This is a genomic window from Clostridioides sp. ES-S-0054-01, assembly GCA_021561035.1.
Lineage (GTDB): Bacteria > Bacillota > Clostridia > Peptostreptococcales > Peptostreptococcaceae > Clostridioides.
Map to the genome: position 1 here is coordinate 2,826,081 of CP067346.1, position 24,907 is coordinate 2,850,987.

Annotated in this window: 18 protein-coding genes and 1 pseudogene; 5 read left to right on the forward strand and 14 right to left on the reverse strand. The window is 29.0% G+C overall.

What is annotated here, in order from left to right; genetic code table 11:
- Nucleotides 1–27: 27 nt before the first annotated feature.
- The 4 genes from JJC02_13230 (at nt 28) to JJC02_13245 (ending at nt 5,279) form a co-directional block, all read left to right on the forward strand.
- The gene (locus JJC02_13230) at nt 28–2,148 is read left to right on the forward strand and encodes a sigma 54-interacting transcriptional regulator (protein ID UDN53852.1); all 2,121 of its coding nucleotides are present in this window, start codon (nt 28–30) and stop codon (nt 2,146–2,148) included.
- Nucleotides 2,149–2,373: 225 nt separating this feature from the next.
- Nucleotides 2,374–3,540: a pyridoxal phosphate-dependent aminotransferase gene (locus JJC02_13235; protein ID UDN53853.1), complete on the forward strand. Its 1,167-nt coding sequence runs from the start codon at nt 2,374–2,376 to the stop codon at nt 3,538–3,540.
- A 24-nt stretch (nt 3,541–3,564) separates the two neighbouring features.
- Complete coding sequence (gene nhaC / locus JJC02_13240; GenBank protein ID UDN53854.1) at nt 3,565–5,007, forward strand: Na+/H+ antiporter NhaC; 1,443 nt, start codon at nt 3,565–3,567, stop codon at nt 5,005–5,007.
- A gap of 2 nt (nt 5,008–5,009) precedes the next feature.
- Nucleotides 5,010–5,279, forward strand: a complete 270-nt coding sequence (locus JJC02_13245) for a hypothetical protein (GenBank protein UDN53855.1) — start codon at nt 5,010–5,012, stop codon at nt 5,277–5,279.
- 136 nt (nt 5,280–5,415) lie between these two features.
- Here the strand turns inward: JJC02_13245 and JJC02_13250 are convergent, their stop codons facing one another.
- A complete protein-coding gene (locus JJC02_13250) occupies nt 5,416–6,351 on the reverse strand; it encodes a DUF1177 domain-containing protein (GenBank protein ID UDN53856.1) in 936 nt (311 codons plus the stop codon).
- Nucleotides 6,352–6,539: 188 nt separating this feature from the next.
- Complete coding sequence (locus JJC02_13255) at nt 6,540–7,601, reverse strand: DUF917 family protein (protein ID UDN53857.1); 1,062 nt, start codon at nt 7,599–7,601, stop codon at nt 6,540–6,542.
- Nucleotides 7,602–7,774: 173 nt separating this feature from the next.
- Here JJC02_13255 and JJC02_13260 point away from each other — a divergent pair, with 173 nt between their 5' ends.
- Entirely contained in the window at nt 7,775–8,644 is an 870-nt protein-coding gene (locus JJC02_13260; GenBank protein ID UDN53858.1) for a LysR family transcriptional regulator, read from the forward strand.
- 110 nt (nt 8,645–8,754) lie between these two features.
- On the opposite strand, the gene JJC02_13265 is transcribed toward JJC02_13260, so the two are convergent.
- From JJC02_13265 to JJC02_13320, 12 genes and pseudogenes are all read right to left on the reverse strand, one after another.
- Nucleotides 8,755–9,561, reverse strand: a complete 807-nt coding sequence (locus tag JJC02_13265; GenBank protein ID UDN53859.1) for a carbon-nitrogen hydrolase — start codon at nt 9,559–9,561, stop codon at nt 8,755–8,757.
- Nucleotides 9,562–9,574: 13 nt separating this feature from the next.
- Nucleotides 9,575–10,807, reverse strand: a complete 1,233-nt coding sequence (locus JJC02_13270) for a cytosine permease (protein ID UDN53860.1) — start codon at nt 10,805–10,807, stop codon at nt 9,575–9,577.
- Nucleotides 10,808–11,294: 487 nt separating this feature from the next.
- Nucleotides 11,295–13,082, reverse strand: a complete 1,788-nt coding sequence (gene aspS, locus JJC02_13275) for an aspartate--tRNA ligase (GenBank protein UDN53861.1) — start codon at nt 13,080–13,082, stop codon at nt 11,295–11,297.
- A gap of 73 nt (nt 13,083–13,155) precedes the next feature.
- Nucleotides 13,156–14,418, reverse strand: a complete 1,263-nt coding sequence (locus tag JJC02_13280; protein UDN53862.1) for a histidine--tRNA ligase — start codon at nt 14,416–14,418, stop codon at nt 13,156–13,158.
- Nucleotides 14,408–15,966, reverse strand: a pseudogene (locus tag JJC02_13285) (coproporphyrinogen III oxidase). The gene JJC02_13280 and the pseudogene JJC02_13285 overlap by 11 nt, the downstream one beginning before the upstream one ends.
- 90 nt (nt 15,967–16,056) lie before the next feature.
- Nucleotides 16,057–16,671, reverse strand: coding sequence for an MBL fold metallo-hydrolase (locus tag JJC02_13290; protein UDN53863.1), 615 nt, complete (start codon nt 16,669–16,671; stop codon nt 16,057–16,059).
- 14 nt (nt 16,672–16,685) lie between these two features.
- Nucleotides 16,686–17,135 carry a D-tyrosyl-tRNA(Tyr) deacylase gene (locus JJC02_13295; protein UDN53864.1) on the reverse strand — a complete coding sequence of 150 codons (450 nt, stop codon included), beginning with the start codon at nt 17,133–17,135 and terminating at the stop codon, nt 16,686–16,688.
- Nucleotides 17,136–17,159: 24 nt separating this feature from the next.
- A complete protein-coding gene (locus JJC02_13300) occupies nt 17,160–19,367 on the reverse strand; it encodes a bifunctional (p)ppGpp synthetase/guanosine-3',5'-bis(diphosphate) 3'-pyrophosphohydrolase (protein ID UDN53865.1) in 2,208 nt (735 codons plus the stop codon).
- Between the two features lie 73 nt (nt 19,368–19,440).
- Nucleotides 19,441–19,953, reverse strand: coding sequence for an adenine phosphoribosyltransferase (locus JJC02_13305; protein ID UDN53866.1), 513 nt, complete (start codon nt 19,951–19,953; stop codon nt 19,441–19,443).
- 12 nt (nt 19,954–19,965) lie between these two features.
- Nucleotides 19,966–22,416, reverse strand: a complete 2,451-nt coding sequence (gene recJ / locus JJC02_13310; GenBank protein UDN53867.1) for a single-stranded-DNA-specific exonuclease RecJ — start codon at nt 22,414–22,416, stop codon at nt 19,966–19,968.
- A gap of 12 nt (nt 22,417–22,428) precedes the next feature.
- On the reverse strand, nt 22,429–24,093 hold the full coding sequence (locus tag JJC02_13315) for an AarF/ABC1/UbiB kinase family protein (GenBank protein UDN53868.1): 1,665 nt from the start codon (nt 24,091–24,093) through the stop codon (nt 22,429–22,431).
- 297 nt (nt 24,094–24,390) lie between these two features.
- Nucleotides 24,391–24,888 (reverse strand): gamma carbonic anhydrase family protein, encoded by a 498-nt coding sequence (locus JJC02_13320; GenBank protein UDN53869.1) that lies wholly within the window; start codon nt 24,886–24,888, stop codon nt 24,391–24,393.
- Nucleotides 24,889–24,907: the final 19 nt, after the last annotated feature.

The window sequence follows — 24,907 nt, forward strand, 5'->3', positions numbered from 1 at the left end:
TAAGTCAAATTTATATGAGAGGTTAAAATGAAACAAATGGAATTAGCTATTGTAAGTTTAAAAAAAGATGCTGGAGAAATTTATGAAAACCAAATAAGACAATTCTTAGGTGATAATCTAAAAATAAACTTATACTCATTTGAAGAGGGAAATTTAAAGTTTTTTAAAGAAAAACTTATACTCCTATCTGCTTATTTAAAGTATGATGAAATAGTAAAATTATCTCACTATGATGCTCAAATTATTGTTCCTAAGTTAACATTTGAAAAGAACAGTATTGATATGATATCTAAATTAGAAAAAGATAAAATTATTTATGTATATAACTTAAGTAAGGATATGGCAATAGAAACAATTTCTTTAATACATAGACTAGGAATAGATAATATCAATATCTTGCCTTGCTATCCAGAGATTGAATTTACTCCCACAGATGCTGTAATCCTGACTCCTGGTGAGAAAATATTACCTAAATTTAAAAATTGTGAAGTTATAGACTTAAAATACAGAATAATAGATTTAAGTTGTATTGTTGAAATTGCTACAAAAACTAAACTAAAACATCTAATAAAGGATGACTTAATAAAAAAATACGTTGAGAAAATAATTCCTACAAGTTATAGTACAGGTGAATTATTATTAGATGCAAATAAATTTGAAAGACAGTTTGATTTATTATTATCTATAATTGATGATGGAATTATATGCACAAATAATTATGGGATAATTCAATTCTATAACCATATGGCTAGAAAAATTTTATCTATAAATGCAAATGAAATGATTGACTCATTCATTGGTGATTGTATAAAGGACATCAATTTCCAAAACATATTGACCAATAAAACTCCATTTTTTGAGAAATTGATTAAAATAAATCATATTGATATAAATTTAGAAATTAAACACATACAATTAAATGTATTTGATGGATTTATACTAAAGATGACAAAGTTCTCTCAATTAGAAAAAAAGCAAGCTAAGTTAAGAGCACAATTAGTAAACTCCGGTAATATCAGTAAATATACATTTGATGACATATTAGGTTCTAGTATACAAACTATTAATACAAAAAAAATTGCTAATAAAATGGCTCAATCAAACTCATCTATTTTGATAATTGGTGAAAGTGGTACTGGTAAAGAATTATTTGCTCAATCCATTCATAGTGCTTCTAGGAGAAAAGATGGACCTTTTGTAGCAGTAAATTGTAGTACTTTTCAAGAAAATCTACTGCAAAGTGAATTATTTGGCTACGATGAAGGTGCTTTTACTGGTGCTAAAAAAGGTGGAAAAATTGGTTTATTTGAATTAGCTAACAATGGAACTATATTTTTAGATGAAATTGGAGAAATGGATTTAAACTCTCAATCTAAATTACTGAGAGTCATACAAGAAAAACAAGTAAGACGTATTGGTTCTAATAATGTCATTGATATTGATGTAAGAATAATTGCAGCTACTAATAGAAATTTAAAGGAACTTGTATCTAGAAATATGTTTAGAAGAGATTTATATTTTAGGTTGAATGTTCTTCCTCTTAAAATACATCCTCTTAGAGAAAGACCTGTTGATATATTTGAAATTTTTGGCTCATTAAAATATGATATTCCATGTAATTTTAGTCTAAGTGAAGAAGTAAAAGAAATCTTTAAAATGTATAAATGGGAAGGAAATGTAAGAGAATTAAGAAACTTAGGAGAATACTTCTGTTACTTGGGAAAAGATATTATAGAAATATGTGATTTGCCTGAGTACATATTGGATACCATAGATTCAAATTATAGCAGAACTATCTGTAATAAAGTGACTGATAATATAGGAAAGTACCAATTCAACATTAACAAAGAAAAAAACTTTATAAAATACGACTATAATTTTAAAAGGTCTCTAGATGAATACATATTTATACTGGATAATTTAAAAAAAGCTTATGATTTAAAAGAAAGAATTGGCAGAAAAAGCTTATATAAAATAGCTTTAGAGGAAAATAGATTTTTGACGGAACAACAGATTAGAAATATACTTCTAGAATTACAAGACTTTGGACTTGTTGACATACTTGTTGGTCGTGGTGGCTCAATTATAACACCAAAAGGAGTTGAATTTCTAAAAAATATAAATAGGTCTAATAAGTTAAACAGTTGAACCATTTAAACCTATTTAATTACATTTTCATATATCTGAAAATTTATTAGAAATAACCTTTTCCACAAACTTCTAAATATAGTTAATATTTTTATCTTATCTATACTCTGGAATTACTTAGTATTACATATTAACTTATGGATAAATATTTTTTATTATCAATCTTGGCATGTTGTTTGCTTAATATTATTAACATAAAATTTAAAATTACTGGAGGTTTTTATAATGAATTATAATTTTAACGAAATTGTTGATAGAAGCAATAATTTTTCATCTAAATGGTCAGAGATGGAAAAAAAGTATGGAACTAATGATTTGCTTCCTATGTGGGTAGCTGACATGGATTTTAAAGCTGCACCTTGTATAATTGATTCCTTAAGAAATAGACTGGAACAAGAGATTTATGGCTATACAACAAGACCAGATTCTTACAATGAATCTATAGTGAATTGGCTAGATAGAAGACATAATTGGAAAATAAAAAGTGAGTGGTTAATTTATAGTCCAGGTGTAATACCAGCCATAAGTCTTTTAATAAACGAACTTACAAAAGAAAACGATAAAATAATGATACAAGAACCAGTTTACAGCCCTTTTAATAGTGTTGTAAAAAATAATAGTAGAGAATTGGTTATAAGCCCATTACAAAAACTAGAAGATGGAAACTATGTAATGAATTATGAAGACATTGAAAACAAAATTAAAGATGTAAAATTATTCATACTTTGTAATCCCCACAATCCAGTTGGTAGAGTATGGACAAAAGATGAATTAAAAAAACTAGGAGATATTTGCCTTAAGCATAATGTAAAAATAATATCTGATGAAATACACAGTGACATTATATTAAAAAAACATAAACACATTCCTATGGCATCTATTTCTAAAGAATTTGAAAAAAATACAATTACTTGTATGGCTCCAACTAAAACTTTTAATATAGCTGGCCTGCAATCATCATATGTAGTACTACCAGATGAAAAAGACTATAAATTGTTAGATGATGCCTTTACTAGAATTGATATAAAGAGAAATAATTGCTTTAGCTTAGTTGCAACAGAAGCTTCATATAATAATGGTGAGCCTTGGTTAGAATCATTTTTGGAATATTTAGAATCTAACATAGATTTTGCTATAAAATATATAAATGAAAATATGCCAAAACTTAAAGTTAGAAAACCAGAAGGTACTTATTTATTATGGGTAGACTTTAGTGCACTTGGATTAAGTGATGAAGAACTAGAAAGTATACTTGTAAAAAAGGGGAAGGTTGCTTTAAATCAAGGAAACAGTTTTGGCATTGGAGGGAGTGGGTATCAAAGAATAAACTTAGCTTGTCCAAGAAGTATGCTTGAAGAAGCTCTTATAAGAATAAAAAATGCAATTAACTAAAAATATTTAAGGAGAATTTGTACTATGAAAATGGATACAGAAAGAAAAATACCTTCATTTAGATATTCCTTGTTAGTAATGCTTGCAATAATAGCTTTAACATCAGTTGGTATAGTTGTATTTAATGCTTCTATAACTACAATGTTTTTACTTTCATGGCTTATAGTAGTTCCTGCAGCTATGAAGCTTGGTTATACTAATGATGAAATAGAAGCTTTTGGATTTGAAGTTGGTAAAGATGCCTTTCAATCAAATTTAATTATACTTTCTGTTGGTGTACTAATAGCAGCTTGGATAGCTGCTGGTACAATACCAACAGTAGTATATAGTGGTCTAACAATAATAACACCTAAATATTTTCTACTTACAACATTAATAGTCTGTTCACTGACTTCTGTTGCTACTGGTACATCTTGGGGTACTCTTGGAACTTCTGGTATAGCAATGATGAGTATTGGTACTAGCATGGGTATTCCTCTTGGTTTAACAGCTGGTGCAGTCATTTCTGGTGCTTTCTTTGGAGATAAGATGTCACCTCTATCAGATTCTACAAACTTAGCTGCAGCAGTTTGTAAGACAGACGTAATTACACATATGAAGCACATGGTTTACACAACAGGACCTGCATATGCAATATGTATAGTTCTGTATACAGTAATCGGATTCAAGTATTCAAATAATACTATCGACTATGTTCAAATAAATCAAATCAAAGATGTATTAAATTCAAACTTTCATATTGGTTTAGTAGCAATGATTCCAATATTATTTTTATTATTGCTTTTATTATTACAAAAACCACCTATTATATCTATACTAAGCTCAGCTATCATGGGACTTATTATAGCTGTATTTCAAGAAGGAGAAAAAATAGGTGATGTTTTGAATTACATGTTATCAGGATTTACTATAGATACTGGATTTGTGTATGCTGACAAACTATTAAATCGTGGTGGAATAATGAGTATGGCTGAAACCGTTTTACTAGTATTTGTAGTTTTCGTTATTGCTGGTATTCTCCAAAAAACCGGCTTCTTAGAAGTACTACTTCAACCTCTTATAACTAAAATAGGAAAATCAAGAACTAAATTGGTTGGGTCTACTTTTATAGTAAGTTACTTTGCAAATGCATTTAGTTCATCAATGATGTTCACTTCTGTATTTGTCGGAACTTTAATGTCTCCAATATATAAAGAATTTAAATTAAAACCACAAAATCTATCTAGAATTATAGAAGATACAGCTACACTTGGTGGTCCATTAATACCATGGAATTCAAATGCTGTTTTCTGTGCTCAGACTCTTGGTGTAAGCCCACTAGAATTTATTCCATATTGTTTCTTAAGTTGGATTACTCCTATAATTTCATTTATTTATGGTGTAACTGGATTTACTATGCTTACATATACAGATGATGAAATTGAAGAGTTAGAGATATTTGACACTGTTAAGAGAAGAGTTGATTGAATATGAAATTTGAATACTATTACTTAATTCAAGATATTACAGGTATATTGTTGGCATTTATAGGACTTAGAATGTCTCTCATTGGATTTAGAATACTTTCTATGAAAGGAATTTCTATAAATGCACTTTTAATTATAATGAAATATTGCTTATTTACTATAGCAGGATTGAATTTATTAATATCTAAATTTGGAATTAGGCATTGGATTTTAAGTGTTTGTATGTTGGTAATATGCATAGTAATAAATCCTAGAATTAAGTTATCAAAATAGAAATAATTATTAAATACAATATTATAGAACAATAAAGAGATTTCTCTGTATATTAAAAGTTCTCTTTATTGTTCTACAAATTTATTTAAAAATCTAAGTCATATTGACTATTCTAAAACATTAATAAAGTACAACCTTATTCTTTACCAAAGGTTTGGAACTTGTTTAAGCTTCCATATCTCTTCATCAAAATACTCCATTCAGACTCATCATAAAACTCACACTTTCCATTACCATAGTATTTTGCTACTTCAACAACAAATCTACCTGCACTTTCTAAATCAGAATAGTTACTTGCTCCAGTTGCACAACCTGCAACTGTCGTTTCAGTTGTTATAGCTACACCTACTACAGGTGCTTTTGTAGCCACAGATGGCTGAAGAATACTATTTATATGACATAAATCATTTCCATATGGAGTTATATCTTGTATTGACACAGGAAACACATAAGGAAGTTTTCCTGTAGTGGTCTGCATTATATTTAATAAATCATTGCTTGTTTTTAGTATATATCCTTCTTTTATTGTAGGTGATATAGCAAATCCTCTTGTATTTATCACTCTATTTCCTTTAGTTGTATCTATTGATAATATAGCATCACAGTTTAAATCAACTTCGTTTTCATTCATGGTCTTCATATCAATTGGAGAATCCATAAACGGAACTGGCTTATGTTCTTTAGTAGGTGCATCTGGACATATATGAGTTGAAACTATTACATCTCCCTCAAGAAAATCCATCTTATTTTGCATATCTAATAATTTTGCTCCAACTGCTATTGCTACTAAAGCACCGTCAGCATCTGAAACCATACCTATCATTTCAGGTCTGGCTCCAATCCCTCCTAATCTTCCTAACACACCTAGTGTCTTAGCCGTTCCTCCTGAGGATTTTCCATTTTTACCAGGTATTGTAAACTTTACTAAATCAGTAGAGCCTTTTTCTGTACTCAAAGTTTTTACTAATATATCTTTTCCGCCATAACTTTCTAAATATTTTTTTACACATTCCCCATCAACTTTTGCACTATCAACAATATCATAAACTTCTAAAATTTGTTTTAACATCATATTTGCTCACCATCCAACTTTAGTTTCTTTTGTTTGTAATTTTCCTGTAATATTTATATTGGTACAAACATTTTATTATTTTTTTATTTATATTTTATAAATTTTTTACTAAGTACGTGTTTATAGGCTCTCTACTTTTTTAAATTTAATTAATTCTAATGCTTCAAGCAATTAAACTACTATATACATTAATTAAATGCAATTATCTCTTTATCTAATATATCCTCTATATCTTTTAGCAGTTCTTCCTGTTTCATCGTTGTTGAAAGTTTTAAATTTTCTTTAGAAGTTTTTATTAAAATTATCTCTTGTCCTTCTCTAATTTCTGCTGATGTAACAGGCATGCTCGTATTTTTATCAAAAGTCATAATTAAATCTGGAAACGTTGCAATTCTACTATTATCTTTTTCTATTGTCATATATTCATTCCAAAAAGTTACCTCGCAACCGTTTACAATCAATTTACCTACATCAAACCCACCTGTAGTTTCTAACTCTAAAACTTCTATTACCCCTTCTGATACTATCTCTCCATCCAAAAATTCCACAACTTTATTTATTGCCTCATCTTTTGATATTGCTAAACCTAAGTAAAATACTCTTCCCAAATCTATAGCATGACTTATTCCTCCTATCGCAGCATTTTCTTTTACAATAGAAGCTTTTACAGGATTTCTAGCCACTGCTACTAATCCTTCTGCAGCTACAGCACATTGTCTAACAATTCCCGAAGTCTTATCTAAAGACCCCTCTACAAGCCCCTCTACATGATTATCAAGTTCTGGATTTCCTCCAGACACAGCTTGATAAGACTTATATGTTCTATCTCTATGCAACCCAAGACTTCCCATAAGCCCTGTTGGATGAGCTCTTCCATTACAAGGAGCATCTATCAGTGGTATTTTAAGTACAGAAGACTGAAGCCATCCATTAATCGTTGCGCATCCTCCATTTTCATTTGTAATAATACCTTGTACATTTAATCCTAATTTATCAACAAAAATTTTTACTGTATTTATATAATCATTGCTATCGGCATACTTAAGTGGTGCAGCTGGAGCTCCTACTGCTGATACATTTAAAATAATTGCATCATCATGTAATTTATCTATACTTATTAGCTCTGGAAATCCATATTCCAAAGCACATTCTCCAAGCTCTCTTCCACTTTCCTTTGCACCTCCACCTCCTCCACCTAAAATTGTACCTCCTATTAGAGCATACTCCAATATTTCCTTAGTCAACTTCATATTAAATATCTCCTTATATTAGTTAGATTATGCAAAGTGTATTAATAACTATTTAAATAACTTTTTGATATATTATAGTTTATTATACAAGTTTTGTATTATAATGTATAATATATAATTAATTATCAAGTCTATATAACTAAGGTTATATTAAAAGAGGTGTATTTTATATTATGGACTTATTGCATCTTAAGTATTTTCAAACTGTTGCTAGAATGGAGCACATAACAAAAGCATCACAAAAATTAAATATAGCACAACCAGCTTTAAGTAAAACTATCTCGTCCTTAGAAAAAGAACTTGGAGTTCAGTTGTTTGATAGAAAAGGGAGATACATTGTTTTAAATGAGTATGGAAGATTGTTTCTAAAAAGAGTAGATATCATTTTAGATTTAGTAGAAAGTTCAAAAAAGGAATTACAAGATACTTCTTTAGAAAATACAGGAGAAGTAAAGATATTATCTCCTGCAGCGGCTAATGTGCTACCACCACTTTTGAGTAATTTTAGAAAACTATATCCTAATATTACTTTTAATGTGTCACATACTTTGCCATCATCTTATAAAAAAAGTGATTTTGATTTGTACATATCTTCTTCATTTACAAAACTAAACTCAGAAAATAGTATAACTTTAACATGCGAGGAAATATTATTAGGAGTTTCAATAAACCACCCTTTATCCTTAAAGGATGAAGTATATCTAAGTGAAGTTTCAGATGAAAACTTTATAGTTATAACGAAGGGTGAGAATTATAGAGAGGTAATAGATATTCTATGTGAATCAGCTAATTTCAAACCCAAAATAGCATTTGAATCTGATTCACCATATACAATTTATGCTCTTATAAAATCACTTCAAGGAGTTGGGTTTATATGTGGAAAATCATGGGGATTATCTCAAGACCCTGAAATTAAATTGTTACATATCAAAGACATTGAATTTAAAAGATATTTAAATCTTTCATGGTTCAGTGAAAACTATGAATCTAAAGCCGTGTTGTTGTTTAAAAACTTTCTTATCAACTATTTTAAAAATATTTAAATCAAAGTTGATAATATTAAAGAGGATATATCAACTACAATAAATTTAGCCTTGACGTTGATACATCCTCTTCTTGTTATTTTATATTAAACTTGTATTATAGCATAGAATTATATGTTATAGCTGATTTTTCTGTCTTTCAAATATGGGATATCTTCCCTATACTTTTTTATTTCATCTAAATCAATCTCTGATAAGACATATTTTTCTCTATATGTATCTAATTGAGTTATTACAGTGCCTCTAGGATTGCATATTTTACTCTTCCCAAACAGTATTAAATTAGAATCATTACTTACTAAGTTTACACCTACTGTGTATATAGTATTCTCTAAGGCTCTTTGAGATACATTTAAATCCCACATATCTTCATCCTGTATTCTCCATGCAGATGGTATAAATATTATTTCAGAACCTTTTAATGTCAATTCTCTAGATACTTCTGGAAAACCTGCATCATAACATATCATTACACCAAATCTACCAAAATCAGCATCATATACCTCTACTTTTTCCCCTACTTTAAAGTATACTGCTTCTAATGACCATAGGTGATTTTTACAGTATTCTCCCATAATCTTACCTTTTCTATCAAATATAACTGCTGAATTATAAACATGTGTAGATCCTTTTTCTAAAGTTCCATACGGAGATATCAGGTATACATTATTTCTTTTAGCGGCTTCTGACATTGATTCTTCTATGTATTTGTTATGCTCTCTTATTAATTCTAATGTTTTAACTCCACCTAAAGACTCTAAATTATATCCTGTAGCAAATAATTCTGGTAAACAAATTATATCTGCCCCTTGTTTTCCTAAATCATCTATCATCTCTACTGCTTTTTCTATATTTTTTTTAACATCTCCAAGTACACTGTGCTGTTGAATTATACCTATTTTCACCTTACGACCCATATCATTGCCCCCTTTATTTATTTTTGATTCCAAAGCATTTCATTGATATATAATAAATAATCATACTCACTACAATTCCATTTATTGGTGGTATTAAGAAATTTATTTTTGAACTATAATATGATGCTGCAAAACCTATTAGCCAACTTATTACTGCAATCCAATTTATTCCATCTCTATGCTTATAAGTTCTTCCTTGTATAAAATAATACTCACACCACATAATTCCTGCTATGGCTGGAACTGCTATTCCCAAGAAAGATAAAAATGATTGAAATTTAAATATTATACCAGTAGCTGCTATTATTGTACCTATTAGACCTGCAGCTAAAGTCAAAATATTTCTTTTTACATTCGGAAAAATAGTTTTTAGTGCTAATCCACCTGAATAAGCATTTGATACATTAGTTGACCAAGATGCAAGTATTAAAATGACAAATGCTACCCATCCAAAACCTAAATTAGCCAATACTTCGGTTATATCCCAAGTAGGTGCTCCCATAGACATTACACCAGCTGCAACTTGCTGGAATAATGAAATAATCCCTAGACCTAAAAAACCAATAATCCAAATATCTTTTACTCGTCTCGTATATCTTAACTGGTCAGGTGATATAATTGCACCAACTATAATAAGACCTACTACAATATTAAGACCTTCAACCATACTCATTGTTGTTTGAGGAGTATAGTTGTAAATAGCTTCGACCCCATAAGTGGAAAAAGCTTTAAAAACTCCCCATACCATTAATATTATAAGTGGTGGTATAACTAAGTAATTAAACTTAGCCATAGCTTTAAAGCCATACAATGCAAAAACTACCATTAATAATCCAAGTATAACCGTAACTAGTGTTAGATTTACACTTGGGAATATCTTTTGTACTGATAATCCTGCAACCCCTGCCTGTACACCAAACCATCCAAAACTAGTTATACCAAGTAATAGAGATATAAGATACTTTCCTCCTATCTCTCCAAATGCCCCCTTAGCTAATACGTATGTATTTAGTCCCTCTTTGTAACCTATATAGCCTTGTATCATAATGATTGCAACTAATATTAAGTTCCCTATAATTGATGTAATAATCATATTAGAAAGAGTCATTCCTAAAATTAAAGTACCTCCAACCATTAGTTCAGATATAGCTATGTTAGAACCAAGCATATTAAATAATGGGGCTAACCATCCAACTCTTTCCTCTTTTGGAACTGGATTTAAAACTAATTCTTCTCTCTCTTGCAATATTATCCCTCCCTTTCTTTATAAAAGAACAATTTCTACTTTTTTCTACTTTTTTTTCACTGTTAGTAGAATTTTTTCTTTATATAATTATAATTCTACTCTACAAAAAAGTATAATATCTAGTTTGTTATCAATTTGATATAATTTAAGTTATAGATAGATAAATAGTCTAAAATTATTATTTTAATTTAACCTATTAAAACATATATTAGATTTATTCCAAATTTTTTACATATACACCTTTTAATTAAAACATTATAATTGTTTTAAAAACTAGTTTTATAACGATTATAATGTTTAAAAACTAATATATAATAAAATTCTTAAATATAGTATTTTCATTATATTAGACAAGAATATAAGGATAATATATTAAAATATGGCTAGAAGAGCAAAGATAAAGACAGTCTTAATAAACAAAAAAATCTGAATATAAATACACTTTATACCCAGACTTTTTATATTTTAACTTCTTAATAATTACATATTATTCGTTGTCTTTTATATCGACCTTTATACTTAATTCTTCTAATTGCTCAACTTCTGCTAATGTTGGAGCATTTGTCATAGGGCAAACAGCATTTTGATTTTTAGGGAAAGCAATAACCTCCCTTATATTATCGGCTCCTGCAAGTAACATAACAAGTCTATCAAGACCAAAAGCTAGTCCAGCATGAGGAGGAGTCCCATATTTGAATGCTTCTAGTAAATAACCAAACTTTTCATTAGCTCTTTCTTCTGTAAAACCAAGTGCTTTAAACATTTTTGATTGAACATCAGAATTTGATATTCTAACACTGCCTCCACCTATTTCATAACCATTCAATACAATATCATAAGCTTTAGCTCTCAAAGATGCCTTGTCACCTTCTTCTAGCTTATCTAAATCTTCATCCATAGGTGATGTAAATGGATGGTGCATTGCTGAGAATGTACCTGTTTCTTCATCTTCCTCAAAAACTGGGAATTCTGTTACCCACAATAAATTATAGACGTTTTTATCTAGTAGATTAAGTCTATTTGCTACTTCAAGTCTAACTTGCCCTAAAGCATCAAATACTATTGAATTTTTATCAGCTACAAATAAAAGTAAATCTCCTACTTCAGCATTCATTCTTGTAAGTATAGCATTAATTTCTTCTTCATTAAAGAATTTTGCTATTGGAGAAGTTACTCCCTCTTGTCCTACTTTCATCCAAGCAAGACCTTTTGCTCTATATGTCTTAGCATGTTCTTCTAGTGATGATATTTGTTTTCTAGTAAAATCATCAGCTTTTCCTTTTACATTTATACCCCTAACACTTTTTCCTGGTTGTGTAGCATCAGCAAACACTTTAAACCCACAATTACAAACAACATCAGATATGTCTGTTAATTCATATCCAAATCTAGTATCTGGTTTATCTGAACCATATCTAGACATAGCTTCTGCATAAGTTATCTTAGGAAGCGGAAGTGTCAACTCTACATCTAAAACTTCTTTAAATATCACTTCAAGCAAACCTTCAATCATGCTCATAACATCTTCTTGCTCAACAAAAGACATTTCACAGTCTATTTGTGTAAACTCTGGTTGTCTATCCGCTCTTAAATCTTCATCTCTAAAACATTTAACTATTTGGAAATATCTATCCATACCACTTACCATCAATAATTGTTTATATAATTGTGGTGATTGTGGTAACGCATAAAATTTTCCTGGGTTAACCCTACTTGGTACAAGATAATCTCTTGCTCCTTCTGGTGTTGGAGCTATTAAAAATGGTGTTTCTATTTCGCAGAATCTATTGTTTGATAAGTAATTTCTTGTAATATTCATTACTTTATGTCTTAATTTTAAATTTCTTTGCATAGATGGTTTTCTTAAATCTAAGTATCTATATTTTAATCTTAGTGCTTCAGAAACATCATCATCATCTTTTATATAAATAGGTGGAGTTTCTGACTTGTTTAAAAGTCTAAGTTCAGTTGCAAATATTTCTATATCTCCAGTTGGCATATTAGGGTTTTTAGATTGTCTTTCACATACTTTTCCTTTTACAGCTATTACAAATTCAGACCCTAATTTTTCAGCTTTTTCAAAAGCTTCTTTATCTACATCTGTATCAAAAACTATTTGACATAAGCCACTTGTATCTCTTAAGTCAACAAATACAAGACCACCTAAATTTCTTTTTTTCTGTACCCATCCCATAAGTACAACTTCTTCATTTATGTTTTTTTCTCTCAACTCTCCACAGTAGTGAGTTCTCTTTAAACCCTTTAAAGTTTCCAAGATACTACCTCCATTTTATTTAATTTTAATGCTATATATTTATCTAATACACAAAACATCATACTTTCTTATTTTACAGCTTTTGCTTTAATTCTTCAACTAATGTACTTAATTTTACAGTAGTTTGCTCTGATGTTTTCATGTTTTTTAATGTTGCAGTGTCGTTTTTAAGTTCATCATCGCCAATTACTATTGTAAATTTTGAATTTATTTTATCTGAATATTTAAATTGTGCCTTGACACTTCTTTCTATATGGTCTTTATCTGCACTTATATGATTTTTTCTCAGTTCTTTTAATAGTTTAAAGCTTTTTGTATTTGCTTCTTCACCTATTGTTACTATAAATATATCTGTAGACTGTGGATTTTCTATTTCAATTCCATTGCTTTCAAGCGTAAGTAAAAGTCTTTCGACACCTAATGCAAATCCAATTCCGCTTATCCCTTTTGGACCTCCTAGTTGCTCAACAAGACCATCATATCTGCCTCCACCACATACAGTACTTTGTGCACCTATATCATTAGATATAATTTCAAAAGCAGTTTTTCTATAGTAATCTAAGCCTCTAACAATTGTCTTGTCAATTACAAAGTTTATATCCATCTCTTTTAGGTATTCTTGTAATTTCATAAAATGAGTTTTACAATCATCACATAAGTTGTCTGCTATAAATGGTATATCTCTAATATTTTCTTTACATGTAGGATTTTTACAATCTATAACTCTCATTGGATTTTTTTCTTTTCTCTCATTACAAGTTTCACATAACACACTTGCTTTTGAATCAAGATATTCTTTTAATAAATTATTATATTTTTTTCTACAAACTGGGCAACCAACTGAATTTATACTTACCACTAAGTCAGTTAAACCAACTTCATTAAAAAATTGAACGGCTAATGCTATTATTTCAGCATCCATTGAAGGTGTATCACTTCCAAGTGCCTCTATACCAAATTGATGAAATTGTCTTTGTCTACCAGCTTGTGGTCTCTCATATCTAAAACAAGGTGTAACATAAAATAGTTTAGTTGGTTGAGTATCTGCGTATAGTTTATTCTCAATAAATGCTCTAACTGCACCAGCTGTACCTTCTGGCTTTAGAGTGATTTCTCTATCACCTTTATCTTTAAAAGAATACATTTCTTTTTGAACTATGTCTGTAGTATCTCCAACACTTCTCTTAAAAAGTTCTGTATGTTCAAATATAGGTGTTACCATTTCTTCATATCCATATAAAGCACATATTTCTCTAAATTTATTTTCTACATAACGCCATTTATAAGCCTCTTTTGGAGTTATGTCTTTAGTTCCTCTAGGAGCTTTAGTCAACATTTTTATATACCTCTTCTTTCTTCCTTTTTATCATTTCATCTACTCTTTCAATGTACTGTTCAACATTTTTTACATTTTCTACTCTTTCAATTCTATCTTCATCTACATAAACAAATTTCGATATAGCACCTGCACCTAATGCATAGTTACTTTGTTTTTCTTCCATAATCTGTATATTATAAATGCACTCATATCCTTCTTTAGCATAACCTATATTCTCTAAATTTCCTAACATATGTTTTTGTCTGTACATATAATATGGATTTAGCCCCATATCTTTTGCATATTTCATTGATAAATCTATCATTTTCACCATTTCTTCATACTGTGTTAGATGTTCTTTATACTTATCCATATTTATATTTAAGTTGGAAGCTCTCTTTATGGCTAATGTATGAACTGTAAGACTTTCAGGAGAAAGCTTTTTTATTTCCTCCAATGTGTTCTTTACCATATTTAAGTCCTCATCTATAAGCCCTAAAATTATATCCATGTTTATATTATTAAATCCCATTCTACGAGCCATATTAAAGCAATCTACTAAATCAGAGACTCTATGCTCTCTTCCAATTTTCACTAAAGTCTCATCATTCATAGTTTGAGGATTTATACTAATTCTACTAACATTGTGTTTTTTTAACACTCTTAGTTTTTGCTCTGTAATAGTGTCGGGTCTACCTGCTTCTACAGTAAATTCTCTAATTTTACTTAAATCTAATTCATTAAATAATGAATCTATAAGCAAATCTAATTCTTCCTCATCAAGTGTAGTTGGAGTTCCACCACCAATATATAGAGTTTCAATTTCCTTATTAGTCTCCTTAATAATCTTGGCAAAACCTTTAATTTCTTCAATCAATTTATAAACATACTCTCTTTTCAAATGCCCAAATTGCTTTAATGAATTTGAAGGAAATGAACAATATACACATCTAGTTGGACAAAATGGAATACTTACATAAAGAGAAATTTTATTTTTATCTATAGGATACATAAATACTCGCTCTTTTTTGGCGATTTCCAGAGCTAAATCTATTTTCTCATCTATTATAAAATAATTATCTTTTAGAATGGTTCTTATACTATTATCATCTAGCTTTTTATCCATTAGATTGTGGACAATTTTGACTGGTCTAATGCCAGTCAAAATTCCCCATGGTACATAAGAATTAAATATTTGTTTAAGCACTATAAACATGCTTTTTTTGATACTTTCTTTACATAACTTTTTAAAGTTTCTCTTACTTTCATTATCTAACTTATTCAAAAAACCTTCAATTGATTTGCTATTATCAAATCCATTTAAAAATTCAAGATTCATATTTTCTATATTTTGTATTGATTCATACTTTAAGTTTCCATCTTCACAACACTCAGTACTTGAAGACAATACACCATTTTCATAAATCAATCTATTTATTAAATACATTGACTCCATATTATTACTACATTTATCAGAGTCAGTAAACTAAATTCATTAGTAAACAATTTTATAAGTTCTGCTACTTCATACTTATAATCGTGTCCTTTTAAAAAAACATATAACATCAACTTAACTCCTTCTATTTAACAGTAGAAGAACCCCATCTCTAATACAGTTATTAAATGTTTGATACATTATTTAATACTACTATAAAATTACATATAAGGATTTGTCTTCTTTTCAACCCCTAGAGTACTAGCTGGACCATGTCCTGGATATACTCTAATAGCATCTTCATATTTACATAATTTCTTAAGTGATTTTTCCATTTGATGAAAGTCTCCACTATACAAATCAGTTCTACCAATACTTCCAGCAAACAAAGTATCTCCTGTGAACATTTCATCTTCAACTCTTATGCACATACATCCTTGAGTATGTCCTGGAGTGTGCAAGAAAGTCATTTTTAATTCACCAAGTTCAAGCTTGTCTTTATCATTTACATATATATCTGCATCAAACTCCTGTGCTCCACATCTCATTGTATAGCTTAAATTTTTATTTTTATCATTTAATAATTCTTTTTCATCAATATGTGCAACTACCTTAGCACCAGTTTTTTCTTTAATATCTTTAACATATCCTATATGGTCTCCATGCCCATGAGTAAGGATTATATATTCGATATTTAATTCATTTTCTTTTACAAAGCTTAATGTATCTACTAAACTTCCACCTGGGTCTATAACTGCACATTTTTTAGTCTTTTCATCACCTAATACATAAGTATTTACTCCAAAATAAGTATCTACAAATTTTTTTATAATCATTAAAGTTTTCCCCCTTAAAAAGATTTACTTGAGTCTAATAGTATTGTTACTGGACCATCGTTAGTTAATTCTACCATCATATGAGCTGCAAATTGACCTGTCCCAACTGTTACGCCTTTATCTTTTGCCTTTTTTACAAACTCTTCATAAAGACTATTTGCAAGTTCTGGTCTAGCTGCATTACTAAATCCAGGTCTTCTTCCTTTTCTGCAATCTCCGTATAAAGTAAATTGAGATACTACTAAAAGCTCTCCACCTATATCTATTAGAGATAAATTCATCTTGTCATTTTCATCTTCAAAAATTCTCAGATTCAATATTTTGTCAATCATATAATCTACATCACTTGATTTATCATCATGAGTCACTCCTAACAATACTAGTAACCCCTTATTTATTTGACCTATAGTGTTTTCATCTACTGTAACTTTAGATGAAGATACTCTCTGCACTACTGCTCTCATAGCTTCCTCCCTATTATTTTAACTCTAATTTGTCATTCTATAAATACTTTCTACACCAGGAATTGCTTTTAATTTTTTCATTAGAATTTTTAATTCCTCTGTGTCATTAACTTCTACAAGTAAGTTTATACTTACAATACTATCCTTACCTTTTCTTGCATTTATTCCATTTAAACTAAGTTTATCCATTGCAACAATATGAGTTATTTCATTAACAATTCCTCTTCTGTCAATAGCTTTTATTTGAATCTCTGCTTCAAACTTACCTTTTCCTGCTGAACTCCATGAAACTTCCACCAATCTATTCTGGAAAAAATCTCCATTATTATTTGCATTTGGGCAATCAGCTCTGTGTATCGCTACTCCCCTACCCTTAGTAATATATCCTACAATTTCATCTCCTGGAAGAGGATTACAACATTTAGCAAATCTTACTAAGATATTATCAAGCCCTTTTACTATAATCCCTTGTGATGCATTTTTCTTTCTTTTTTTACTGTATTCTGTTTCACTTATATTGTGTTTATTCAAATCTTCCTCTTGTATCTGTTGTTCTTTTTTAGCTTTTTTAATCTCTTTTAAATATAAGTCTTTTACTTTAGATACAACTTGAGATGACATTATACCACCATAACCTACAGTAGCAACTAAATCCTCAACACTTGGTTGATTAAATTTCTTAGCAACTAATGCCATATATTTTTCAACAAGAGGGTCTTTTTGTGGTATATCATGCTTCTTAAATTCTCTTTCTAATATTGTATTTCCACGGTCGACATTTTCTTCTCTTCTTTCCTTTTTGAAAAATTGTCTAATTCTACTTTTTGCGTTTGGGGTCTTCACTATATTAAGCCAATCTCTACTTGGTCCATTAGAGTTAGATGATGTAAGCACCTCGACAATATTACCATTTTGAAGCTTATAATCAATAGGAACTATTCTTCCATCAATTTTAGCTCCTACACATTTATTACCTACATTTGTATGAACTCTATATGCAAAATCTATAGGTGTTGATTCTGCTGGTAATTCAATTACATCTCCTTTTGGAGTAAATACATAAACCTGACTATTAAATACATCTTCTTTAAGTGCATCCATAAACTCTTGTGGGTCTTTTAAATCTTTTTCCCACTCCATCATCTGTCTCAACCACTGAAGTTTTTCTTCGACCTTAGATTCTTTACTAGAGATACCTTCTTTATACTTCCAATGGGCTGCAATACCATTTTCAGCTATATTATGCATCTCATGAGTCCTTATTTGTATCTCTAAAGGTTCTCCATCAGGACCTACAACAGTAGTATGCAGTGATTGGTACATATTTGGTTTTGGCATTGCTATATAATCTTTAAATCTACCTGGAATAGGTCTCCATAATGTATGAACTATACCAAGCACTGCATAACAATCCTTTACATTATCAACTAATATCCTTACAGCTGTTAAATCAAAAATCTCTTCAAAAGTCTTATGTTTTTTTTGCATCTTTCTATAAATACTGTAAAAATGCTTTGGTCTACCATATACATCACATGGTATACTTAAATCTTTAAACTTATCTTTAAGAAGTTCAACAATCCCTTGTATATAATCCTCTCTTTGACTTCTCTTCATTGACACTCTATTCACTAAATCATAATACCCTTCTGGGTCCATAAATCTTAATGCTCTGTCTTCTAGTTCCCACTTTATCTTGGAAATACCTAATCTGTGTGCTATACCTCCATAAATTTCAAGAGTCTCTTTTGCCTTATATTTTGCTTTTTCTGGAGGCATGTATTTTAATGTTCTCATATTGTGCAATCTATCGGCAAGTTTTATAAGTATAACCCTTATATCTTTTGCCATTGCCAAAAACATTTTTCTTAAGTTTTCAGATTGAGTTTCTTCTTTTGAACGATATTTTATTTGACCAAGTTTTGTCACTCCATCAACTAAATCCGCCACTTCTTTGCCAAATTCTTTTGTTATGTCTTCATAGGTATATTCCGTATCTTCTACAACATCATGAAGTAAACCAGCTGTTATAGTTTCAATATCTAATTCCATCTCTATTAAAATATTCGCTACTGCTAATGGATGAATTAAATATGGCTCTCCAGATTTTCTATATTGTCCTTCATGCGCTTTTTTTGCAAGATTATAGGCTTTTTCAACCATTTCAAAATTTGCATTAGGTGCATAAACTTTTATTTTTTCAATTATTTCTTGTAATTCTTTATCATGCATATAACCACCTATTTTGTATAAAATTTTAATATATATGAAAATAGTTGGTGCTATACCAACTATTGTAAAAATACTAGTATTTTATAAGAGAATTAACATCATAGTTAGATAATTTTTCTCTCCCATTTAAGAATTCTAGCTCAATCAAAAATTGCATAGAAACTACTTCTCCACCTAATTTTTCTACAAGCTTAGCAGCAGCTTCCATAGTTCCACCAGTAGCCAATAAATCGTCTACTATTGCCACTTTTTGACCTTTTTTAATTGCATCTTTATGTATTTCTAAAGTATCTGTACCATACTCTAAGCCATACTCATAACTCTCAACTTCTCCTGGTAATTTTCCAGGTTTTCTAATTGGAACAAATCCTACTCCTAAAGCATATGCTACAGGTGTACCCATCAAAAATCCTCTTGCTTCTGGTCCTACTACTAAATCTACACCTTTATTTTTAAGTTCTTCAACTATAGAATCTACTGCATATTTAAATGCCTCTCCATCTTTAAATAGAGTTGTAACATCTTTAAAATCTATACCTGGCTTTGGGAAATCATCAATATTCCTTATAAAGTTTTTTAAATCCATGGGAAACGCCTCCTAATAACTGCTATTGTATTGTTTTTCTAAATTTTTTAGATTATTGAGTATTAAACTCTCATTTAAGTCTAATTTTTTCTGTGGTTTTGGCAATATTCTTATGAGTACAGAATTTTTTTCATAATTTAAATTAAAATCAAGTAACTTTAATTCTCTAAATACATTCAATATCGTAAAAAACTTTAATGGAATTACATTAAAAGTTCCCCTTATATTTACCATATCCAAATCAATTTCTTTTTTTATGAGTGCTTGTTTATAAATTGTTATAAATTCATCTCTTGATGGAACTATATTACTAACTACATTCTTTAAATATAATAGGTCTGTTTTATTATAATATTTTATAATTTCACTTTCTTCTCTTTTATTCTCATATATATACGAATATTCGCCTTTATTGTATAAATAATCATAAAGAATAATATTATTATATCTTTTTAAGTCTATTTTATCAATATTAGGAGAAAATATAAGTTCTAATTTATCAGTGTTTTTGCTAATATCTTCAATAATATTGTAATTTATGTTAAAATCCAAATCTATAAGTGATATATCTGATACCGCTCTATAAAATCCATTTATAGAATTAGATATTATTAATGTATCTTTTGCAAAATAATCAAATATATTTATATCTGTATTTCCATCAAATAATTCAAAGTCAGATACAGATATATTATACAAGTTTTGTGTATCTTTTGGTATTATTTTTGACATTAATTTTAGTGAAAGTTTGTCATTACTTGCATTTTTAGGTCGAGCTAATCTTATATCTTTAAGTAAAAATTGTACTTTCCTATTTCCCATATAGTTATTTTCATCTAATTGGAACAATACATCTACTTTGTCTCCTACTTCATACAATGATTTTAAATGACCCATATTGAATCCTATACATTCATAGCTTTTTTCTTTTTCTATACTTAATTTCAGATGCTGTTGATTTTTACCTATAATTCTTAAATCTTTTAAAATATAATTCCTAACTATAAATCTAGGATTTGGATTATTTAATCCAAAAGGTTCTAACTTATGTAATTCTTCTACAAGATTTAAATTTATCACCTTTTCTTGTAATTCAAATTCAACATTTATATTCTCTATCATATCATCTTCAGTCAAATTATAATCTGCAAACTTATTTATTTCATCAGCCAAAATTTCAACATTGTTTGAGTTTAAAGATAGCCCTGCTGCTTGTTCATGACCACCAAATTTGTTCATTAAGTCTTTGCACTTTACAAGAGCTTCAAATATATTAAATCCTTTTATTGACCTTGCTGAACCAGTAGCTTCTCCATGTTCTATCCCTAAAAGAATCGTCGGTTTATAGTATTTTTCGGTTAGCTTTGATGCTACAATTCCTATTATTCCATGTTGCCAACCTTCTTTGGCTAAAACCAAAACTTTATCATCATTATATCTACTATTAGACTTTAAGATTTCTTCAGCTTCATGATACATCTTAGCTTCTATCATCTGTCTTTCATTATTCTTTTCTTCTAATATATTAGCTATTTCTACCGCCTCTTCTTGCGATTGAGTAGTAAACAACTCTACTCCTAAGTAAGAATATCCCAATCGACCTGAAGCATTTATTCTAGGACCTATTGCAAAACCTATATGAGAAGAACCTATTTTATCACTTTCTACACCACAAACTTTTATAAGTTCTCTTAATCCAATATTTTTGCCTTCTTTCATTGATTTTAAACCATTTTTTACAATTATTCTATTTTCATCTATAAGTGGAACAATATCACAAATAGTTGCCAAGGTTACTATTTCTAAATAATCATACATACTAGTTTTAAATTCTTCTTTTGGAGTCAACGCTTGAATCATTTTAAATGCTACACCACATCCACATAGTGAATCAAATGGATAGTTACAATCTTCTTGTTTTGGATTTATTACTGCAAAAGCTGATGGAATTTCATTCTGACATTCATGATGGTCTGTGATTATAACATCTATGCCTAAATCATTCGCTATATTGACCTCAGATACTGATGTAATTCCACAGTCAACACTTATAATCAAGTCACATCCCCTAGAGCTTATAAGCTTAATAGCTTCCTCATTTATACCATACCCTTCTTCTAATCTATTAGGAATATAGTAATCAACATGATAACCTATACTCTTAAAATATATACACAAAATAGAAGTAGATGACACACCATCAACATCATAATCTCCATAAATCCAAATTTTTTCGTTCTTCTCAATAGCTGACTTTATTCTATCAACAGCTTTTTGCATATCTTTCATCAAAAAAGGGTCTCTTAAATACTCTAATGATGGATTCATAAATATTTCTGAATCTTTTTCAGTGCATATACCTCTATTTTTTAAAATTTGGCAGATTTCCGGGGAAATATTAAGTTTTTTGCTAAATTCACTTTCCTCTATCTCCCCTTTATATTTCAATATCCATTTTTTCAAATTTAATTCCCCCTAATCTTTTTTGTATTTTGACCTAACACTCCTTATAACTAAGCAAAGCCCTATTATAAAAGAAATAAAGAAACCTGCTATAGCAGTAAACTTTATCCATATATTATTTTCTATATTTGGAGATGCAATTATAAGAGAAGAACCTACTATAATCGATGCCAACACCAAACTCAGAGATATTTGAGATGTTAACTCTAGTATACAATTTTCTAATCTTGTCATTTTAACATCTTCAATTTGCATTTTTATGTTATTTCTTTCTATATTTTTTAAAATTGCTTTTAATTGCTTTGGAATAGTTTTTACATCTAGTAATATTTCTTCTACATTTTGTCTTGAATTTAAAACAACATTTTTAGGATTAAATTTACTCTTATAATGATGTTTCATAAACTCTTTTCCCATAGAACTAAAAGAAAAATCTGTGTTTAAAGTTCTACTTGTCCCTTCTAATGTTATGACCGTCTTGGCAAGAGTTACAAGTTGTACAGGCATGACTATTTTGTACTGTCTAAAAAATCTAAATAGTTCATTTAATATATCTGTTACATTTATTTTTTCTATAGAAATATCATAGTAGTAATGTATTAGATAAAGTAAATCCTGTCTAAGCCCTTTAACATCAGCCTCTCCATTTAATGCATCCATTTCTATCAATAGATATATTATTTTGTCAACATTCTTTTCTACACCTGCTAATGCAATTTCATTTAATTGATTTAAAGTTTTATTATCAATAATTCCAATCATTCCGAAATCTATATATGCTATCTTATTTTTAGCAACTACGAATATATTACCTGGATGTGGGTCTGCATGAAAAAAGCCATGAGATAATACCTGTGTAAAAAAAGACCTAACTCCTATTTCAACAATAGTTTTTGTGTTATAACCTAGCCTCTTTATTTTTTCTACATCACTTAACTTTGTACCATTAACTTTCTCCATTACTAAAATTTTCTTAGTATTATATTCTGAGTAAATTTTAGGTATATATACTTCATCACTATTTTTAAATATCCTAGAAAATTTAGTTGCATTTATAGCTTCAAATGTGTAATCAAGTTCCCTCATTAATTGAGTTTGAAATTCTTCAATCATTTGTACTAAATCTAAATTAAAATCTTTTTTTAAATCCTTTAAAGTATTTGCAATTGTTCTAAGAATTTCTAAATCAGATTTTATTATTTTCTCTATATTGGGTCTTTGAATTTTTACAATTACTTCTTCTCCAGTTCTAAGTACACCCTCATAAACTTGACCAATTGAAGCTGCTGCTATTGGTTCTTCTTTAAATTCTAAAAATATTTCTTCTATACTTGAACCCACTTCTTCTTCAAATATCTCAATAGCTATATTTGAGTCAAATTTTTCTACATCATCTCTAAGTTTTGATATCTCATCAATTATATCTTGGTCTAATAAATCTTTTCTTGTACTTAATATCTGTCCTATTTTTATATATGTAGGCCCTAGTTCTTCTAAAACTCTTTTCATTCTCTCACCAGTTGTCATATTTTTTATTTCTTCTGGTGGGTCAAATGGTGGTATTTTATAGGCAATTCCTTCTATATTTAGTCTTTCTACAATAAAACTAAAACCATACTTTATTAAAACATATCCGATTTCTCTATATCGCTTTAAATTTCTATAACTTATTCTCAAATCTTTTCACTCCTAAGATAGGTATACCCAAAAACTTACACCTTAATTTATCATATATGACATCATTTCACCAATTGATATTCTAATATCTTATATCCTCTTTAATATTTAATTTTATCACATATACTAGCAATTTTATTAAAATTATTTAACTCAGTTGATTTTTATTTTTGACATTTTATATCTAGCTTAATCAAATACTCTTTAAAAAGTAAAATATCAACAAAATCTAATAAAATAAATTAGTGGTTGTCTCAAAACAGATTTAAATATGTTTTGAAACAACCACTCTTTAATTTAATATTTTTGATTTTGTGCTGCTTCTATATACCATTTATAGGATTCATCAATATATCTTTTATCTTCTTCTGTAAGTTCTCTAACAACTTTTCCAGGAGAACCCATTATCAAAACGCCTGGTGGAAACTTCTTATTAGAAGTAATCAATGTACCTGCTCCTATCAGAGTATATTCTCCTATTTCAGAATTATCCAATATTATTGAACCCATACCAATTAACACATTATCGCTAATTTTACAACCATGAACTATTGACCTATGTCCAACTGTTACATTATTACCAATTATAGTTTCTATATCTCCATGCACTATAGAACAATCTTGTATATTAGTATTTTCTCCAATAATTATTGGACCTTCATCACCTCTAACTACTGCATTATACCATACACTTGAATCTTTGCCTATTTTAACATTTCCAATTATATCTGCTGATTTTGCTACAAATACACTTTCATCAATTAAAGGCTTATCTTCTAAATACTCTCTAATCATATAAACAACTCCTTTAAAA

Excerpts from the sequence above, each read along its gene's own strand:
- JJC02_13230 (UDN53852.1), top strand. The coding sequence starts at position 28 with ATGAAACAAATGGAATTAGCTATTGTAAGTTTAAAAAAAGATGCTGGA.
- JJC02_13235 (UDN53853.1), top strand. The coding sequence starts at position 2,374 with ATGAATTATAATTTTAACGAAATTGTTGATAGAAGCAATAATTTTTCA.
- nhaC (UDN53854.1), top strand. The coding sequence starts at position 3,565 with ATGAAAATGGATACAGAAAGAAAAATACCTTCATTTAGATATTCCTTG.
- JJC02_13245 (UDN53855.1), top strand. The coding sequence starts at position 5,010 with ATGAAATTTGAATACTATTACTTAATTCAAGATATTACAGGTATATTG.
- JJC02_13250 (UDN53856.1), bottom strand. The coding sequence starts at position 6,351 with ATGATGTTAAAACAAATTTTAGAAGTTTATGATATTGTTGATAGTGCA.
- JJC02_13255 (UDN53857.1), bottom strand. The coding sequence starts at position 7,601 with ATGAAGTTGACTAAGGAAATATTGGAGTATGCTCTAATAGGAGGTACA.
- JJC02_13260 (UDN53858.1), top strand. The coding sequence starts at position 7,775 with ATGGACTTATTGCATCTTAAGTATTTTCAAACTGTTGCTAGAATGGAG.
- JJC02_13265 (UDN53859.1), bottom strand. The coding sequence starts at position 9,561 with ATGGGTCGTAAGGTGAAAATAGGTATAATTCAACAGCACAGTGTACTT.
- JJC02_13280 (UDN53862.1), bottom strand. The coding sequence starts at position 14,418 with ATGTTGACTAAAGCTCCTAGAGGAACTAAAGACATAACTCCAAAAGAG.
- JJC02_13290 (UDN53863.1), bottom strand. The coding sequence starts at position 16,671 with ATGATTATAAAAAAATTTGTAGATACTTATTTTGGAGTAAATACTTAT.
- JJC02_13295 (UDN53864.1), bottom strand. The coding sequence starts at position 17,135 with ATGAGAGCAGTAGTGCAGAGAGTATCTTCATCTAAAGTTACAGTAGAT.
- JJC02_13300 (UDN53865.1), bottom strand. The coding sequence starts at position 19,367 with ATGCATGATAAAGAATTACAAGAAATAATTGAAAAAATAAAAGTTTAT.
- JJC02_13305 (UDN53866.1), bottom strand. The coding sequence starts at position 19,953 with ATGGATTTAAAAAACTTTATAAGGAATATTGATGATTTCCCAAAGCCA.
- JJC02_13320 (UDN53869.1), bottom strand. The coding sequence starts at position 24,888 with ATGATTAGAGAGTATTTAGAAGATAAGCCTTTAATTGATGAAAGTGTA.